This is a genomic window from Alteromonas sp. 1_MG-2023 (assembly GCF_030547075.1).
Classification (GTDB): domain Bacteria; phylum Pseudomonadota; class Gammaproteobacteria; order Enterobacterales; family Alteromonadaceae; genus Alteromonas.
In genome coordinates, this window is the sequence record NZ_JAUOQH010000019.1 from 35,816 (window position 1) to 53,332 (window position 17,517).

General features: G+C 44.1%; 11 protein-coding genes. 9 read left to right on the plus strand and 2 right to left on the minus strand.

Annotation, left to right across the window (positions count from 1 at the left end):
- Positions 1–47 precede the first annotated feature (47 nt).
- Positions 48–686 carry a response regulator transcription factor gene (locus Q4561_RS16955; RefSeq protein WP_303462272.1) on the plus strand — a complete coding sequence of 213 codons (639 nt, stop codon included), beginning with the start codon at positions 48–50 and terminating at the stop codon, positions 684–686.
- 191 nt (positions 687–877) lie between these two features.
- On the opposite strand, the gene Q4561_RS16960 is transcribed toward Q4561_RS16955, so the two are convergent.
- On the minus strand, positions 878–4,462 hold the full coding sequence (locus Q4561_RS16960) for a PAS-domain containing protein (RefSeq protein WP_303462273.1): 3,585 nt from the start codon (positions 4,460–4,462) through the stop codon (positions 878–880).
- Positions 4,463–4,701: 239 nt separating this feature from the next.
- Here Q4561_RS16960 and grpE point away from each other — a divergent pair, with 239 nt between their 5' ends.
- The 6 genes from grpE to Q4561_RS16990 all read left to right on the plus strand — a co-directional run bounded on the left by grpE (position 4,702) and on the right by Q4561_RS16990 (position 14,277).
- The gene (gene grpE / locus Q4561_RS16965; RefSeq protein WP_061997514.1) at positions 4,702–5,322 is read left to right on the plus strand and encodes a nucleotide exchange factor GrpE; all 621 of its coding nucleotides are present in this window, start codon (positions 4,702–4,704) and stop codon (positions 5,320–5,322) included.
- Positions 5,323–5,439: 117 nt separating this feature from the next.
- The gene (dnaK, locus tag Q4561_RS16970) at positions 5,440–7,374 is read left to right on the plus strand and encodes a molecular chaperone DnaK (protein WP_303462276.1); all 1,935 of its coding nucleotides are present in this window, start codon (positions 5,440–5,442) and stop codon (positions 7,372–7,374) included.
- A gap of 179 nt (positions 7,375–7,553) precedes the next feature.
- Complete coding sequence (gene dnaJ, locus Q4561_RS16975; RefSeq protein ID WP_303462278.1) at positions 7,554–8,690, plus strand: molecular chaperone DnaJ; 1,137 nt, start codon at positions 7,554–7,556, stop codon at positions 8,688–8,690.
- 155 nt (positions 8,691–8,845) lie between these two features.
- Complete coding sequence (locus Q4561_RS16980; RefSeq protein WP_303462279.1) at positions 8,846–9,346, plus strand: cytochrome c; 501 nt, start codon at positions 8,846–8,848, stop codon at positions 9,344–9,346.
- A 285-nt stretch (positions 9,347–9,631) separates the two neighbouring features.
- Positions 9,632–12,187: a bifunctional diguanylate cyclase/phosphodiesterase gene (locus tag Q4561_RS16985; protein WP_303462281.1), complete on the plus strand. Its 2,556-nt coding sequence runs from the start codon at positions 9,632–9,634 to the stop codon at positions 12,185–12,187.
- Between the two features lie 197 nt (positions 12,188–12,384).
- On the plus strand, positions 12,385–14,277 hold the full coding sequence (locus Q4561_RS16990; RefSeq protein ID WP_303462283.1) for a propionyl-CoA synthetase: 1,893 nt from the start codon (positions 12,385–12,387) through the stop codon (positions 14,275–14,277).
- A gap of 39 nt (positions 14,278–14,316) precedes the next feature.
- On the opposite strand, the gene Q4561_RS16995 is transcribed toward Q4561_RS16990, so the two are convergent.
- Complete coding sequence (locus tag Q4561_RS16995) at positions 14,317–14,997, minus strand: cytochrome b/b6 domain-containing protein (protein WP_303462285.1); 681 nt, start codon at positions 14,995–14,997, stop codon at positions 14,317–14,319.
- Between the two features lie 243 nt (positions 14,998–15,240).
- On the opposite strand from Q4561_RS16995, the gene dapB reads away from it, so the two are divergent.
- Both dapB and carA read left to right on the plus strand, forming a co-directional pair.
- Positions 15,241–16,038: a 4-hydroxy-tetrahydrodipicolinate reductase gene (gene dapB / locus Q4561_RS17000; protein ID WP_303462287.1), complete on the plus strand. Its 798-nt coding sequence runs from the start codon at positions 15,241–15,243 to the stop codon at positions 16,036–16,038.
- A gap of 345 nt (positions 16,039–16,383) precedes the next feature.
- The gene (gene carA, locus Q4561_RS17005; protein ID WP_303462289.1) at positions 16,384–17,514 is read left to right on the plus strand and encodes a glutamine-hydrolyzing carbamoyl-phosphate synthase small subunit; all 1,131 of its coding nucleotides are present in this window, start codon (positions 16,384–16,386) and stop codon (positions 17,512–17,514) included.
- The last annotated feature ends 3 nt before the right edge of the window (positions 17,515–17,517 follow it).

Below are 17,517 nucleotides of genomic sequence, written 5' to 3' on the forward strand. Positions count from 1 at the left end.
TATTATGTATTTAACATTATTGTTACAATTGTGCGGCAGATAACAAAATGAAAATACGTGTACTTATTGCAGATGATCACCCCTTATTTCGTGCGGCAATGTGCCAAGCCCTTGGCGACATTGTAGGGCCCAATATACTGCAAGCATCTACGCTGAATGAAACCCTCAGTCAGCTTGACGCTAACCCAGATATTGATTTGGTATTTTTGGATGTAAAGATGCCGGGTAATGATGGCTTGATAGGGTTGTCTGAGGTACGAGCGCGTTACCCTGATGTTTTAGTTGTCATGGTGACAGCCTTTGAAGAGGCGAACCTAATTCGTAAGGCGCTCTCTTTAGGTGCATGCGGTTTTATTCCTAAATCGGCATCTATAGAATGCATAGCCGAGGCGGTTGAGCGTGTACTAGACGGCGAACAATGGCTTCCTGAATCGGCAGCGAACCTCACCAATGTTGACATTGAGACTGACGATTTTAGCGTTAAACTCGCGATGCTCACACCTCACCAATTGAAAGTGCTTCGGATGGTAGCGGATGGATTGCTTAATAAGCAAATTGCCTACGAACTGGACATTTCCGAGTCTACCGTGAAACAGCACGTTTCAGCAGTATTAAGAAAGTTGAATGTTATTAATCGTACGAAAGCGGGTATTGCTTTCAAACATGCCATGGCTGTGCACGAATAGGTTCAAGCTACTGATTAAAAAATCCTATTAATTAAACCAGTCCATAAATAAAATCATTTATTGATATGCCAATCCTTTCAATGAAATTTGACCACTGATTTTTCTAGTTCGGCATTAACCTAAACACTAAGCTAATCACTAAAGTAATCACTAAAGTAATCACTAAAGTAATCACTAAAGTAATCACTAACCTAATCACAAAGCTTCAATTCGTTTTTAAGTAAGCGCTTAAGGGCTAATGGTTTAACAGGCTTAGGCAAATAATAAAGCCCCAAATCACTGGCTGCCTCTCTAATACCTTCGCTTCGATTCGCCGTAATTAAAACCCCTGATACTTTGCGTCCCCACTTACCTTGAAGCTGAGTAACAGCTTGCGTACCGGTTTCACCAGCATCTAAATGATAGTCGACAAGCAGTAAATCTGGTGGGGTAGGGCACGCTTGTATTGATTCAGTGATATTCGTGGCAACGAGTACTAGTGCGCCCCAATCTGAAAGCAATGCCTCCATGGCTTGGGCTATTTGTGCATCATTTTCTATAAGTAGTATTCGCCTGCCAGATAAGAACGGCTTACTTGCTATTGTTTTTTTGTTTATCTTTGTCTGTGTCTCTGCTCTTGCCTGAGTTGAGGTGGGGTTTGTAGCACTGGTTGGTGATAATGCTCTACTGCTAGTCAACGGTTGGTTGCTAGGATCCACTTCAATGTCGTTTTTGCTAATGTTGCCGCTTCCAGTTATTTCATGCTTTGTTGTGCCAGCATTTGAAATCTCTAAGGTCTCTACATTTTTGCTATCAGACGAAAATCCAACACAGGGCACTGACACACAAAATTTACTGCCTTTGTTAACTGTGGATACCAGCGAAATAGGGTGGTGTAGTAACCTGCCAATACGTTCTACAATGGTTAATCCTAACCCCAAACCTTGGGCGTTTTGTTGCTCATCTAATTGATGGAATTCATTAAAAATTTCACTTTGCTGGTGGCTCGGAATACCAGCCCCTGTGTCGTACACACAAATATCAATTAGCGGCGACGCTGACTCTAAGTGCTGCTTAGGGCCTGATTGTGAGTACTTGCGTCTTACACCAACTAGCACCTTGCCAGTCGTGGTGTAGCGGATTGCATTCGATAATAAGTTTTGCACGATACGTCGTAACAAGTTTTTATCGGAATGGATAACAAGTTGGGTGGGTACATAACGCAAGGTTAAACCTTTAGATGCGGCTATGACGCTAAACTCTTGCACCAGGGGCACTAGCATGTCATCCAGTGCAAAGTTGCTTGTTTGCGCAGTAAGCTTACCCGACGCTAATTTGGTCATATCGAGTAACATGGTTAGCAGGCTTTCTGCGCTATTTAGCGAGCTTACTACCCCTTCTGAAAGCGTTGCCAATTCGCCACCTTTGGTTTTTTGCGCCAGCATGGCGGCAAATAAGGTGGCAGCATTAAAGGGCTGCATAAGATCGTGCCCCGCTGCGGCTAAAAACTTCGTTTTGCTTTCGTTTGCCCTGTCGGCTTCTAGTTTGGCGTGTTGTAACTCTTCAGTGCGAGCAGCTACGCGATGTTCCAAGTCTGATTTAGCGCGCTCAAGGGCTTCTTGAATGGCAATGTATTCTGTTATGTCACTGTAGGTTGTTACATATCCGCCGCCAGGCAAGGGCGAGCCATTTAGCTCAATCACTTTTCCGTCGGGTTGCTTACGCACATACTTGTACCGGCTGCCTTCTTTCATATAAACAATACGTTTATTGATTTCGTCGTTACTGATTACAGCGTTACCGAATAATCCTCGCTTAGCGTTGTAAGCAAGAATACTTTCAATCGACATACCGGTTTTAAGGAAAGCCCGTGGGTAATTGAACATTTCAATATATCGCTCATTCCACGCTAGTAATTGCAGCTTTTCATCTAATACGCTAATGCCTTGTTCAATATTTTGTACCGACGATTGCAGTACTTCATGATTAAACTGAAAAGATTGTGAGGCTTCTTCCACCCAATCTACCAGTTCAGGCAAGGTCTCGTTTTTAGTTTCAGTAATAGCCCCTAGCAATATGCGCGCACTTGGGGTGCCTACTTGAGCGCTGAGTAGTTTTTCTGTGCGTTGCAGTAGCGTATGGTTTGCGTAACCAGAATTGGCATTAGCATCGGAGATACTCACAGACAATTGATTCACTAACGCTTGGTGAACACTGGGTTCAAGTACACGCTGGGTTAACGCCGTTAAATCTTTAATACGAATGGCAAAAGCAGGTGATGTAGGCGTTTCCTGTTCAATGCCATGAAGCGGGCGCTTAAAAGTAATATAAGAAACCACAATGAAGGTAATGCAGTTCGCTAACAATGAATATGCGAACCCCATTCCTAGCTCGGCATCAGAAGGTGGACTATTAAAATAATAGCTCGACATTATGCTGGGGTATAACAAGTACACTACCCAAAAACTAAAGCCGGCTAGCAGCGCACATACGGCGGCAGATTTCGTGCTTCGTTGCCAATATATACCAAACATAAGCACAGGTAAGCACTGGCCTAATAACGCAATGGCAATAATACCGCTTTTTACTAATGGCGCCGATTGGCTAACATTTAAGTGATACCAAAGAGCCACCGACAACACCACCAATACGGTAAGGCGGCGAATAGTTAAAATTTTACTGGGCTGCATGGTGTGATTGGGTTCGGCGCGCAAACGCAGCTTTAACCATAACGGAGTCACTAGGTTGTTGGCTATCATGATGCCAAGGGCAAGCGTTGCCACAATAACCATGCTGGTGGTTGCCGATAGGCCCCCAATAAAAGCGATGATCGAAACAGACATATTTTCTGCGTACAAAGGAAGAGCCAATACATATGCATCGGAATTGACACTTTGTGGCAGTAACACTTTACCCGCCAATGCTAGGGGAATAAGAAAAACCGTCATACCCAATAAATACAAGGGAAATAGCCAACGAGCAGTGCGAAGCTCTCCTTCGCCGTTTAATTCAACGAAGTTCATGTGAAATTGGCGCGGTAATACAAACATAGAGCACACACCTAAAAGCACGTGGGATAAATATACCCATGGTGCCCTGTCGGCATAAATAACACTGCGCGCAGCGTCGTTGCTGGCTGCTTGCGTGACTAAATCAAGCACGCCATCAAACAAGTAAAAACAAACAAATATACCGACTACCCATAAAGCGACAAGCTTCACCACCGATTCGAACGCAATACTAAGCAGTAAACCCGGATGTTTGTCGGTAAGATTAAGAGTGCGAGTGCCAAATACAATGGCAAAAATAGCCATTAGCCCGGCCACATATAAACTCACGTTTTGCGTTGAATGCTGAGTATCTGGCGTAATGAGATTAATGCTTTTTGTGATGGCGTCTAACTGCAGGGCAATATAAGGAATAACACCGATAAAGCATAGCAAGGTGATTAACGCGGCAATAAGATGTGAATGCTGATATTTAAGGCCAATTAAGTCGGCCAATGAGCTGATGTTATGTTGCTGGCATAACCGGCTTATGTGCAATATCACAGGAAAGGCGAATGCCATGGTAAGAATAATACCCATATAGGTAGGTATAAAAGCCCAGCCATATTCAGCGGCTTGCGATGTCGTGCCAAAGAACGCCCAAGATGTACAGTGAACCCCCAATCCCAAGCTATACAAAATGGGGTGTTGTTGATTATCACGTAGCCGTTTATCGCCCCAGAAGGCAATAGCAAATAATGCGAGCAAATAAAGGGCAACTACCGTTCCTACGGTCCAAATACTGAGCATCAAGATTCTCTAATACAATACCTGTCAAAGTTAACATGTTTTTTACAATGAGTGGGTGTGCAGCTCGTATTTATTGATCTATTTTAAAAAACTTAAAAACAAACCATAAAAATAGTGTGGTTACCCTTGAAGGCGGTTAAAGCAGCCCCATAATTAATCCCAACGCAGACATTGCCCATGATTGAGTACGAGTCTTTCATGGTTTTATGCAGTATAGACATTAACGTTTGGAGGAAAGCATGAGCGATAACCGCGACGTGCAGGCAGAGCAAGAAGTTTCTGGCGTAGACGAAACCGTACAAGATGCTGAAGTTATTCAGGAAGAGCAATCTTCACCAGAAGCTGAATCAGATGCGACACAGCGCATCTATGAGCTAGAAACCGCACTTTCAGAAGCACAGGCAACCATTAAAGAACAGCAAGATAGCGTATTACGTGCCCGTGCTGATGTGGAAAACGCCCGTCGCCGAGCTGAAATGGAAGTAGAAAAAGCACGTAAATTCGCATTAGAGCGTTTTGCGGGCGAGCTTCTTCCTGTTGTTGATAACCTTGAGCGCGCTATCGAATTAACCGATGGCGAAAATGAAGCGGTTAAGCCGTTGCTTGAAGGTGTGGAAATGACACACAAAAGTTTCTTAAGCACTATTGAGAAATTTGGATTGAGCCTTATTGATCCGCAGGGTGAAACCTTTAACCCTGACTTGCACCAAGCTATGTCTATGCAAGAAAGTGCAGACCACGCACCAAATACGGTGATGGCGGTTATGCAAAAAGGGTATCAAATTAATGGCCGTTTGTTGCGCCCAGCCATGGTTATGGTTTCGAGAGCGCCTAGCGGTGGTGTAGATACGCAAGCGTAAATACGCATTGCGGCTTAAATTACACAAAAATGTCAGTTTTTTTACTGACAACTATTGAAAATAGTGCGGAATAACCCCACTAAAATTGTAGATTAAATAAATTTTTGGAGACACGTAATGGGCAGAATCATTGGTATCGATTTAGGTACAACGAATTCATGTGTCGCAGTGCTAGACGGCGACAAACCTCGCGTACTTGAAAACGCGGAAGGCGATCGTACAACGCCATCAATCATTGCTTACACAAACGACGGCGAAACTTTAGTAGGTCAATCTGCTAAGCGCCAAGCGGTAACAAATCCTGAAAACACGCTTTTCGCGATTAAACGCTTAATTGGTCGTCGTTTTCAAGATAAAGAAGTACAACGCGACATCGACATCATGCCTTACAAAATTGTAGGTGCAGACAACGGTGATGCATGGGTAGAAGCGAAAGGCGAGAAAATGGCGCCTCCTCAAGTTTCTGCTGAAGTACTTAAGAAAATGAAGAAAACCGCTGAAGATTATCTTGGCGAAGAAGTGACTGGCGCAGTAATTACTGTTCCTGCTTACTTTAACGATTCACAGCGTCAAGCAACGAAAGATGCGGGTCGTATTGCTGGTCTAGAAGTTAAACGTATTATTAACGAGCCAACTGCGGCTGCGTTAGCTTACGGTATGGACAAAAAGCAAGGCGACAACGTTGTTGCGGTATACGACCTTGGTGGTGGTACGTTCGATATCTCTATCATCGAAATTGATGAAGTTGACGGCGAGCACACGTTTGAAGTACTAGCAACTAATGGTGATACTCACCTTGGTGGTGAAGATTTCGATAACCGTGTAATTAACTACCTTGTTGACGAATTCAAGAAAGATCAAGGCATCGACTTACGTAAAGATCCGCTTGCTATGCAGCGTCTTAAAGAAGCTGGTGAGAAAGCTAAAATTGAGCTTTCTTCTTCACAGCAAACTGAAGTTAACTTGCCGTACATCACAGCAGACGGTTCAGGTCCTAAGCACTTAGCGATTAAACTAACGCGTGCAAAACTTGAGTCTTTGGTTGAAGAGCTTGTTAAAAACACGCTTAACCCGCTTAAGCAAGCATTGGCAGACTCTGACCTATCAGTAGGTGATATCCAAGATATCATCTTGGTAGGTGGTCAAACACGTATGCCATTGGTACAGAAGCTAGTTACTGAATTCTTCGGTAAAGAGCCACGTAAAGACGTTAACCCTGATGAAGCCGTAGCAGTAGGTGCAGCAATTCAAGGTGGTGTACTTTCTGGTGACGTTAAAGACGTACTACTTCTTGACGTAACGCCACTGTCTCTTGGTATCGAAACCATGGGCGGCGTGATGACAGCACTTATCGAGAAGAACACGACTATTCCAACGAAGAAGTCGCAAACGTTCTCTACTGCTGAAGATAACCAGTCTGCGGTAACAGTGCACGTACTACAAGGTGAGCGTAAGCAATCTAGCGGTAACAAATCACTAGGTCAGTTCAACCTTGAAGGTATTCGCCCTGCTTCTCGTGGTACCCCTCAAATCGAAGTAACCTTCGACCTAGATGCGGATGGTATCCTACATGTGTCTGCGAAAGATAAAGACACAGGTAAAGAGCAGAAGATCACAATTAAAGCGTCTTCAGGCTTGAGTGATGAAGAAGTTGAAAAAATGGTTGCTGATGCAGAAGCCAACAAAGAATCTGATGCTAAGTTTGAAGAGCTAATTCAAGCGCGTAACCAAGCTGACGGCATGATTCACGCTACTCGCAAGCAGCTTGAAGAAGTTGGCGATGCACTAAGTGCAGAAGATAAAGCGCCAATTGAAGAAGCACTTAGCGCGCTAGAAACAGCGGTTAAGGGCGAAGATAAAGCGGAAATCGAAGCGAAAACGCAAGAACTAATTCAAGCGTCTAGCAAGCTGATGGAAGCGGCTCAAGCACAGCAAGCAGGCGCAGCCGGTGAAGCTGGCGCTGAAGGCGCAGAGCAACAAGCATCTGGCCAAGCCGATGAAGACGTTGTTGACGCTGAGTTTGAAGAAGTCAAAGACGAAGATAAAAAGTAAGCAAGCTGTTGCGATAAGCTCAACGTAAGTTGAGCTGACTTTAGCAGTTAAGGCGCACCAGGTTCACTTGTTGCGCCTTTGTCGTGTAATAAAACACGATAACAAATGTAGTTTCACAAGGGCGGCAACGTGCTCAAATAACGTTCTTGTGATAATAATAGGTAGGATAAGTAAACACTATGTCGAAACGTGACTACTACGAAGTGCTTGGGGTAGATAAAAGCGCTGGCGAACGTGAAATTAAAAAAGCGTATAAAAAGCTAGCGATGAAATATCACCCAGACCGCACGCAGGGCGATAAAGCCCTTGAAGTTAAATTCAAGGAAATCCAGGAAGCCTATGAAGTATTAAACGATGCGCAAAAGCGTGCCGCTTACGATCAGTATGGCCACGCTGGTGTAGATCCTAATCGCGGTGGCGCTGGCTTTGGTGGTGGTGGCGACTTCGGTGATATCTTCGGCGATGTATTTGGTGATATTTTCGGTGGTGGTGGTGCACGTGGGGGTCGTCAACCACGTGCTCGTCAAGGCTCAGATCTTCGCTACAACCTAGAGTTATCGCTTGAAGAAGCGGTACGTGGCAAAAGCGTAGATATTCGTGTGCCTACGTTGGTTGAATGTGATGTGTGTGACGGTTCAGGTGCTAAGAATGGCTCTACGCCTAAAACGTGCCCAACCTGTCATGGAAACGGCCAGGTACAAATGCGCCAAGGCTTCTTTGCGGTTCAACAAACTTGCCCAACCTGTTCAGGTAAAGGCAAGATTATTGAAGATCCATGTAACAGCTGTCATGGCCATGGTCGCAAAGAAAAAACCAAAACCCTTAACGTTAAGATTCCGTCAGGTGTCGACACCGGCGATCGTATTCGTTTATCTGGCGAAGGCGAAGCGGGAGAGAATGGTGCACCGGCAGGCGACTTGTATGTTCAAGTACATGTTCGTGATCATAAAATCTTCCAGCGTGACGGCAACAACTTGTACTGTGAAGTACCATTAAGTTTCACCACAGCAGCCCTAGGTGGCGAGCTAGAAGTGCCTACACTTGATGGCAAAGTGAAACTTAAAATTAGCGCAGAAACCCAAACAGGACGCATGTTCCGTTTACGTGGTAAAGGCGTTAAATCGGTTCGAAGTGGCGCAGTTGGCGATTTGATGTGTAAAGTTGTGGTGGAAACACCGGTTAGCTTGTCATCACGTCAAAAAGAATTGTTGCAAGAGCTAGAAGAATCGATGGGTAAAGCATCAAGTAAACACAGTCCAAAAGCACAAGGCTTCTTTGACGGTGTGAAAAAGTTTTTCGATGATTTAACTAACTAAATCGTATCAAGTTCATAAAGCCCTCTTCTGAGGGCTTTTTTTTGCCTAAAACAAAGAAAAAATACAAAATTTACAGGTTAAAACCTTGCGCAAAAGGTGGGTATTCGTCAGGATAGAAAACAGACCAACACAATCGAACAGGCATGGCGATAACTATGAAAAATATTCTAGGAAAGACAATCAAGACCACATTAGCTACCGCAGCTTTAGCAACGTGTTTAGCTGGTGGAGCAATTGCGGCTACGGAAACATCAGAAGCCTCGTCAGAAAAGCATGCAAAAGCGGCGACCCAATACCGTCAAGCGATATTCCAATTAGTACGCAGCAACATGGGGCCTTTGGGTGGCATGGCAAAAGGAGCGCTACCTTTTGATGAGTCGGTAATGATGAGCAGTGGGGTACGATTAGAGCAACTTGCAGATATGATGAGTGACTACTTATCTGTTGATACCCGTAAGTTTGATGTAGACACAGGCGCAAAAGACGCAGTGTGGGAAAACTTCTCCGATGTAGAATCTAAAATTGCCGCGTTAAAAGAAGCGTCAATGGGTTTACAAGCTGCAGTGAAAGCAGGCGATGAAAGTGCTTATCGCGGCGCGATTGGCAAAGTGGGAGCAAGCTGTAAGTCTTGTCATGACGACTATAAAAAAGACTAACCGTTTTAGTTATTCACAGCGCATGTAGTTCGTGCGCTGTTGTTTCCTTTCCTGCCAGCTTTTAGCTGCATATATATATCATTCATGTTAACTCATGAATCCTCTTTATATACTAAATAATTGCTTACTTCTTAGTGCAAATGTGCTGGAAAAAACAGTAAAAATTCTTTATTGTTGACTAAATAATGATCATGTCGTTCCTTGAGCAGTGAAGTTGATAAGCAAATAATTAACGGCAAATGATCTCACTTTATTCATCTTAAGATGGATTGGAGTTCACCTAAAATGCAGCTTCACGACGGATTGTTGGGCTCTTTACAAGATAGTAGTTTGCCAGAGGTTACCTCGCGGTTGAGTGAAGCCAGGGTTAATGCAGAAGCTACCGCTGTCTTGCTTGTTTCGTCATCTCCTACTGCCACTTGCGCGGATATACTGTGCTGCGATGACAATCATGCCGATTCTGAGAAACAATCACTGGTCATGCCTAAGCATGCTCAGCTTCTGTTATCGATGACAGAAATGAGTGCCACATTACCAGGCAGCGATTTTGAATGGCCGGAGGCGCTAACCATTTGTAGCAGCCAAAATGTGATTGTAGGTGGAATAAAAGATTTTCAAGGCAATATTATTGGAGCCGTTCTGATTGTGCTGCGTTGTCATCAATTAACGAGCCAACAAAAAGACTACGCCAGTATAGCCCGCCAGCAAATAGAACTCAGTCTTCAATATAAACTTATTCAACATCCATTTACCGACAAGCTCGCTGAAAAAATTCAGTTGCTTAATGAAATTGGACGCATCTCTCATGTTGGTGGGTGGGAATTAGATTTACATGCAGACCTTGTCTCGTGGACACGAGAAACCTACTTATTATTTGGCGTTACCCCGGGAAGAGATATTACAGTAGAGCGAGCGTTAGCCAACTTCCCCCAAGGGAGCCGAGAAAAAATTGCCAAAGCAATGAAAGCAGCAATAAAGTCATTGTCCACTTTTGCGTTAGAAGTAGAGTACATCAATGCTGAAGGTTATCGGCGCTGGCTGAAAATGACGGGCACACCTCAGTCAGAGGTAACCAGCTCGCATCAAGATAAGGTGTATAGGATTTATGGTTCTGTGCAGGATATAACGGAACATAAACGATTATCCGATACACAACACAACTACACGGAATACCTTTCTACAATTTTAGATAGTATCTCTGATGCGCTTGTGACTATTGATGAAGATGGCACTGTGATCACAGCCAACAATACGGTTGAGCACGTGTTAGGTTACAATGCTGATGAACTCATAGGGCAAGATATCTTTATTTTAGTGCCCAAAGTTGAATCACAACATACCAGAGAATTTCTGAAAACGTTTATGAAGGGGGGCAGGAATACCGCCAAAGCCTCTTTAGAAAGTCATTTTGTTAGCCATAAAAATGGTGGCTTGATACCCGTTGATATTTCATTATCTTCTTTTCATTTTGATATGCAAAAGCGGATAGTGGTGGTAGTTCGAAATATGAGTGTTCGAAAACAATTAGCAGACCAAGTTTATCAAGACGCTTACTATGACAACATCACTCAATTGCCAAACGCTAAATTGTTCGAAAAAGGCTTGAAGTGTGCTATTCGAAAAGCGGGGGTAACCTACGCAGATATTTATTGCGCTCAAATAGCTATAGACAATATAAGTCAGTATAAGCAGGCGTTTGGCCAGCCTACCGCCGACTATGTAATGCGTATTCTTGCCTCTAGGCTCACTCGCACATTTTCTAAACCTTTCGCTATTTTCAGAGGCGCCGAAAACAATTTCTATTTGTTATACGAAGGTATCATCACCGAAGAAGACATGAACGCACGAAACGCTATAGATGCAGTTCGCCAGCAATTTGCCGATGAAGTGTGTAGCGATATTACCTTGCACAACAGCCTTCATAAAATATATGCAGTGGTAACCATTTGTCAGCTCAAAGGTATGGAGGCAAGCGTGACGAAAGTCAGGCATATGCTTAGGGAAGGGTATAACCAACTCAGCGCAAACCAAGTGAATACGCCAGTGGTTTTTCATAGTGCTTCTAGTGTGGGTTATGACAGGTACAATTTCATACGCCAGTCTCTTGGTACTGCTGTTAGTAATCATGAGCTCTTTATAGAGTTGCAACCCCAATATGAAAGTGATGGCAGTATGGTGTGTGCTGAAGCATTGGTTCGTTGGCAGCACCCCCAATTAGGCTTAATTACCCCGGCTGAGTTTATTCCTATTGCCGAAGAGAGTGATGCGATAGTTGAAATTGGCCAATGGGTGATGAATGAATGTGGAAAGCTATTATGCGAGTGTAATGAAAGCGGTTTGAGAACACGGCTTTCAATTAATATAAGTGCCAAACATATGGCTAGAGCCGACTTTAGCGAAAAAATGCTAGCCGTGATCGCCCATTGGAATATTCCTAAAGGGAGCCTTACCATTGAACTTAGAGAAGCCGCACTTATAGGAAGTTTTGCTTTGGTGCGTAGTTCAATGAAAGAGCTAGCCGATAAAGGGGTATCATTCTCCATAGATCATTTTGGTAGTGGGAATTTAAATTTGAGTTACCTTAGTGACCTTTGTATAAAAGAAGTGAAACTTGATAGGCACTTTATCGATGAAGAAGACGAGAAAGGGGCGCAAAGCCCGCTGCTAAACAGTATTTTCGATATTGCAAAAATCTTCGAATTAAGAACAGTGGCAGAAGGAATAGAAAATACCACGCAATTTAACGACGCAATAAAGCGTGGTTGCCATGTTTTTCAAGGGTACTTTTTAGACAAGCCCCTTAATGTCAGAGATTGGCGAGCAAAATTACCAGTAAAATAGTGTGCACCTGATTAAAGCAAACCAGATTAGGCCCAGCTATTTAGTCACAAGCACCAAATTCTTGACGCGGCTAATGCTAATATACAAGAAATAACTTCAATTTTTACAGTGGGTTAATTAACGTAAGCCTGAAGTCTTATACGAAAAATTCATGTTTATGCAGTAGGGTAAAGTAATACTCTATTGCGGAAACGGTCATGAATTATCATCAAGAATATCAGGCGTCAATTGATAACCCAGAAGCATTTTGGCAAGACAAAGCACTGTATCTCGACTGGTTTACTCCCCCTAAAGCAGCCCTAAGCGAAAACACAAACGGCTACCCTCAGTGGTTCAAAGGGGGGAAGCTTAATACCAGTTATTTGGCGTTAGACCACCATGTAAAAGCAGGGCGCGGCGAAAACGCGGCGCTAATTTACGATTCCCCTGTGACGAACACGCAAGAAACCTGGACCTACAATACACTACTTAATGAAGTGGCCACGTTAGCGGGCGCGCTCACCAGTCTTGGTGTGACTAAAGGCGATACGGTTATTGTCTACATGCCGATGATCCCGCAGGCGGCGGTGGCAATGTTAGCGGTAGCAAGAATAGGGGCAATTCACTCGGTAGTATTCGGCGGCTTCGCCGCCAGTGAATTGGCCGTCAGAATTGATGATGCGGAACCTGCATTAATCATTACAGCGTCGTGCGGCATTGAAGGTAAAAAACTACTACCGTACAAGCCAATGGTTGATGATGCTATTGCCCTTGCTCACCATAAACCCGTAGGCTGCGTTGTTTATCAACGCAAGCAGCTTAACGCGACGCTTGTAGATGATTTTGACCACGATTGGCAAGCATTATGTAGTGCCAGTGAGCCAGTAGAGTGCACTCACGTTGATGCTACCGACCCCCTTTATATTTTGTATACCTCAGGCACAACGGGCAAACCTAAAGGGGTTGTGCGTGACAATGGGGGTCATGCAGTAGCACTTAATTATTCTATGCAGGCAATCTACAATATATCGCAAGATGATGTTTTCTGGGCAGCATCAGATGTAGGTTGGGTAGTAGGGCACTCGTATATTGTCTATGGGCCGCTAATTAAGGGCGCGACTACCGTCATGTTTGAAGGTAAGCCAGTAGGGACACCAGATGCTGGTGCGTTTTGGCGCATGGTAGAGCAGCATAAAGTGAATGTACTGTTTGCAGCCCCAACCGCGTTTAGGGCGATTAGAAAAGAAGACCCTGAAGCTGATTGCATCGCCCGTTATGATTTAAGTAGCTTGCGTACTATTTTTATGGCGGGCGAGCGACTAGACCCGCCCACGTATCATTGGACCGTAGAAAAAACCGGTAAACCCGTGGTTGATCATTGGTGGCAAACAGAAACCGGATGGCCCATTTGTTCAAACCCTATTGGCATTGAATCGCTTAGCACTAAACCGGGTTCATCTAGCGTGCCCACACCGGGATTTAATGTGAAAGTGCTTGCTGCTAACGGTCAACAAGTCGCCACTAACGCAAAAGGTGCTATCGCGATTTCGTTACCATTACCTCCAGGGTGTTTAAGTACTATTTGGCGAGATCATAAGCGTTTCACCCAAGGATATTTACAAGAGTTTAAAGGTTATTACAGTACAGGTGACAATGGTTATATAGATGACGAAGGCTTTGTTTTTATTATGGGCAGAACCGATGATGTCATTAATGTAGCAGGGCATCGGTTGTCGACAGGGGAAATGGAAGAGGTATTAGCCTCACACGATGCCGTTGCCGAATGCAGTGTCATTGGCGTTGCAGATGCGCTAAAAGGACAGGTGCCTGTAGGGTTAGTGCTACTTAAAGATGGTATACAGATAGATGAAAGTGCACTTGAAAAAGAGCTTATTGCTAAAGTACGAAATACCATAGGGCCAGTGGCGAGCTTTAAGCGTGCGGTTATTGTAAACCGCTTGCCTAAAACACGGTCAGGAAAAATATTGCGTAAGCTACTTAGGCAAATTGCAGCGGATGAGCCTATTAATATACCGTCTACCATCGACGATCCGGCCAGTGTGACAGAGATTGCTGATTTAATGAAACACAAAGGCTTAGTTGAACGCTAAGCCTTACTTACCCAGGTGCGTAGTCAGCCACATGGGCAGTTAAAAGTACTCTTCCACTTCAGGTGTGGGGGGCGCAATCTCTATCGCGTAATAAAGCGCAGCCGCTGTTACTAGGGCAATAGCCAGCGCAAGCCAAAGACGAGACGAAGGAATGGGCTTGTCGTTGGTGTCTTTTTTGCCATGAAACATAGGGGGCACAAGTTTCTGCTTTTTATACACGGCATAAAACCCAATAGCGGCAACATGTAAGCCTATTACCCACAGTAAAATTTCAAAAGCAAGATGGTGCAAGGTATTCATTAGTTCTAATGTGCTACCGCTGACAAGATGGCGGTAGGGGCCATCTAGAAAAATATCGTCGGTCATGAATAGACCACTTACCGCTTGCACCAATAAGAGTAAAAGCATTACCACCACAAACCAGCCTCCAAGAGGGTTGTGGCCTGCCACGGCGGCACTGTTTTTATCAAACAGCGTACGCAGATAACCTATTACCGCACTTGGCCCTTTCACAAATTGACTAAAGCGGGCATAAGTTGGACCTATCATTCCCCAGATGAATCGAAATACTAAAAGCCCCAAGGTAAAGTAGCCAATATAGAAATGCCATTGGGTCGCATCGTCCATCCACTCAGCGGTAACATATTGTGCTGCAATACTGGCAACCAGTAACCAGTGGAAAAGCCGGGTGGGGAGATCCCATATAAGCTGTTGACGCATATTATTCTGCCTATGTGTTTTGAAATAATTCAATAAACCTTAATTTAAACGATATTCAGGTCTTGGTGTAAACCCGCTTACTTTCATGCTAGCTATTTTCACGGCTAAAAACGATAGGTTGCCCGCCTTTTTTGTATTAATGCCATAATTTTTCAATTATCGGCAATAATTAAGCTTATCTCGTTGCAATAGTAACTGCATTTGGCAAAATGCCGTTACTGTTAAAGGAAAAGAATAACGTAAATGAAAGTAGGTTTATTTGGCGCTAATGGGCGCATGGGGCGAGTGCTTATCGAAGCACTAGATCAAAACGAGAATGCAGAATTGAGTGTTGCTACGGTGCGCGATGATTCTCCTTGGGTTGGTATGAATGTGGGCGAGCTGGCTGGTATTGGTAAAAAGCCAATTGACTGCTTAGGCATGTCTGCTTTAACCCAACAACACGCTGATGTAATGATTGATTTTACCTTACCTGTGGTATTTGAAAATAACATCGAATGGTGTGTGGCTAATAATATGCCGGTGGTCATTGGTACTACTGGGCTAAGTGAAAGTCAGTTGGCTACGCTAGATGAAGCGGCTAAAAACATTCCTATCGTATTTGCAGCTAATTACAGCGTGGGCGTTAACCTCATGTTGTCTTTGGTTCGGCAGGCCGCGAAGGCCTTGGGGAATACAGCTGATATAGAAATTACTGAAGCCCATCACAGATTCAAACAAGATGCGCCTTCGGGCACCGCCATGGCCATTGGTGAAGCCATTGCCGATGAGCTAGGTCGCGACCTTAAAACCTGTGCTGTTTACGGCCGTGAAGGCAAAGAGCCTGAGCGAGACCAAGGCACTATCGGTTTTGCTACCGTTCGCGCAGGCGATATTGTAGGTGAGCACACCGCATTGTTTGCCGATATTGGTGAGCGTTTAGAAATAACGCACAAAGCATCAAGTCGTTTAACGTTTGCAAAAGGCGCGGTCCATGCAGCTCAGTGGCTTCACGGTAAGCCGGCAGGGTTATATTCAATGGTTGATGTTTTAGATTTATAATACCGAATAAACGCTGCAAAGGTGCTTTCAACTTTAACAGCGGCTTAAGTACTATTAATGCGTGCTAATAAGTGGTGGTTTTGGCGGTTATACAGGGTAAATGAGTTTAAGTGGTTATTTTAATGATTTTTAATATTTAAATTAGACATTTTTAGTCAGTCATGTATACTCGCCGGAATTTGCCCGAATTTCGTATTCTAAAGCTATAAAACTGGCTGTAGAACACGGTTTTATTAGCTGCAAAGATCGTAAAATGAGCGCTGTTAAATCAGTACTCTCATTTTTTGTGGGGTTTGGACAGAAATTCTGTTCAAACACATAGTTATCCTTAATCTGGAGGTTGACTTGGCTAATTCTGCCCTTTTGGTGTTAGAGGATGGTTCTGTCTTTAAAGGAACGGCGATAGGTGCGCAAGGCACTGCCGTTGGTGAAGTTGTTTTTAATACTTCAATGACAGGCTATCAAGAAATCATCACTGACCCATCCTACGCTGAACAAATCATTACCCTTACTTATCCACATATTGGCAATACCGGTATTAACGAAGAAGACGTTGAAGCAGATAAAATCTGGTCTAAAGGTCTTATTATTCGTGACTTACCCCTCGTTGCTAGTAATTTCCGTCAACAACAAACGTTATCTGAATACCTCAAAGCCAAAGGCGTTGTAGGTATAGCCGATATCGACACCCGTCGTTTAACACGTATTTTACGTGATAAAGGCGCGCAAAACGGCTGCATCGTTTGTACTGATGAGTTAGATGAAGCGAGCGCGTTAGCACAAGCAAAAGATTATCCTGGCTTGAAAGGCATGGATTTGGCAAAAGTAGTAAGTATTACTGAGCCAAAAACATGGACTGAAGGCAGTTGGAAATTAGGCGAAGGGTATATCACTCCAGCCGATAGCAAATATCATGTAGTGGCATACGATTACGGCGTTAAGAGCAACATTCTACGCTTGCTTGCAGACCGTGGTTGTCGCATTACCTTGGTACCAGCGCAAACGTCTGCTGAAGAAGTGTTAGCTATGCAGCCTGATGGTGTGTTCTTATCTAACGGCCCTGGTGATCCTGAGCCATGTGATTATGCCATATCAGCGATTAAAACTATCGTTGAGACAGGGTTGCCAGTGTTTGGTATCTGTTTAGGACATCAACTACTTGCCCTAGCCAGTGGTGCTACTACGGTGAAAATGAAGTTTGGTCACCATGGTGCTAACCACCCAGTGAAAGACTTAAAACGCAATGTGGTTATGATCACCAGTCAAAACCATGGCTTCGCTGTAGATGAATCAAGCCTTCCTTCTAATTTAGAAGTAACGCATGTTTCGTTGTTCGATAAGTCGTTACAAGGTATTCATCGTACCGATAAGCCAGCGTTTAGTTTCCAAGGGCACCCAGAAGCAAGCCCAGGACCGCACGAAGCTGCGCCGCTATTCGACCACTTCATTGAATTAATCGAACAACACAAGCAGTAGGAA

Coding starts and splice junctions, on each gene's coding strand:
- Q4561_RS16985 (WP_303462281.1), top strand. CDS start 9,632: ATGCAGCTTCACGACGGATTGTTGGGCTCTTTACAAGATAGTAGTTTG.
- Q4561_RS16980 (WP_303462279.1), top strand. CDS start 8,846: ATGAAAAATATTCTAGGAAAGACAATCAAGACCACATTAGCTACCGCA.
- Q4561_RS16995 (WP_303462285.1), bottom strand. CDS start 14,997: ATGCGTCAACAGCTTATATGGGATCTCCCCACCCGGCTTTTCCACTGG.
- dnaK (WP_303462276.1), top strand. CDS start 5,440: ATGGGCAGAATCATTGGTATCGATTTAGGTACAACGAATTCATGTGTC.
- dnaJ (WP_303462278.1), top strand. CDS start 7,554: ATGTCGAAACGTGACTACTACGAAGTGCTTGGGGTAGATAAAAGCGCT.
- Q4561_RS16990 (WP_303462283.1), top strand. CDS start 12,385: ATGAATTATCATCAAGAATATCAGGCGTCAATTGATAACCCAGAAGCA.
- Q4561_RS16960 (WP_303462273.1), bottom strand. CDS start 4,462: ATGCTCAGTATTTGGACCGTAGGAACGGTAGTTGCCCTTTATTTGCTC.
- grpE (WP_061997514.1), top strand. CDS start 4,702: ATGAGCGATAACCGCGACGTGCAGGCAGAGCAAGAAGTTTCTGGCGTA.
- dapB (WP_303462287.1), top strand. CDS start 15,241: ATGAAAGTAGGTTTATTTGGCGCTAATGGGCGCATGGGGCGAGTGCTT.
- Q4561_RS16955 (WP_303462272.1), top strand. CDS start 48: ATGAAAATACGTGTACTTATTGCAGATGATCACCCCTTATTTCGTGCG.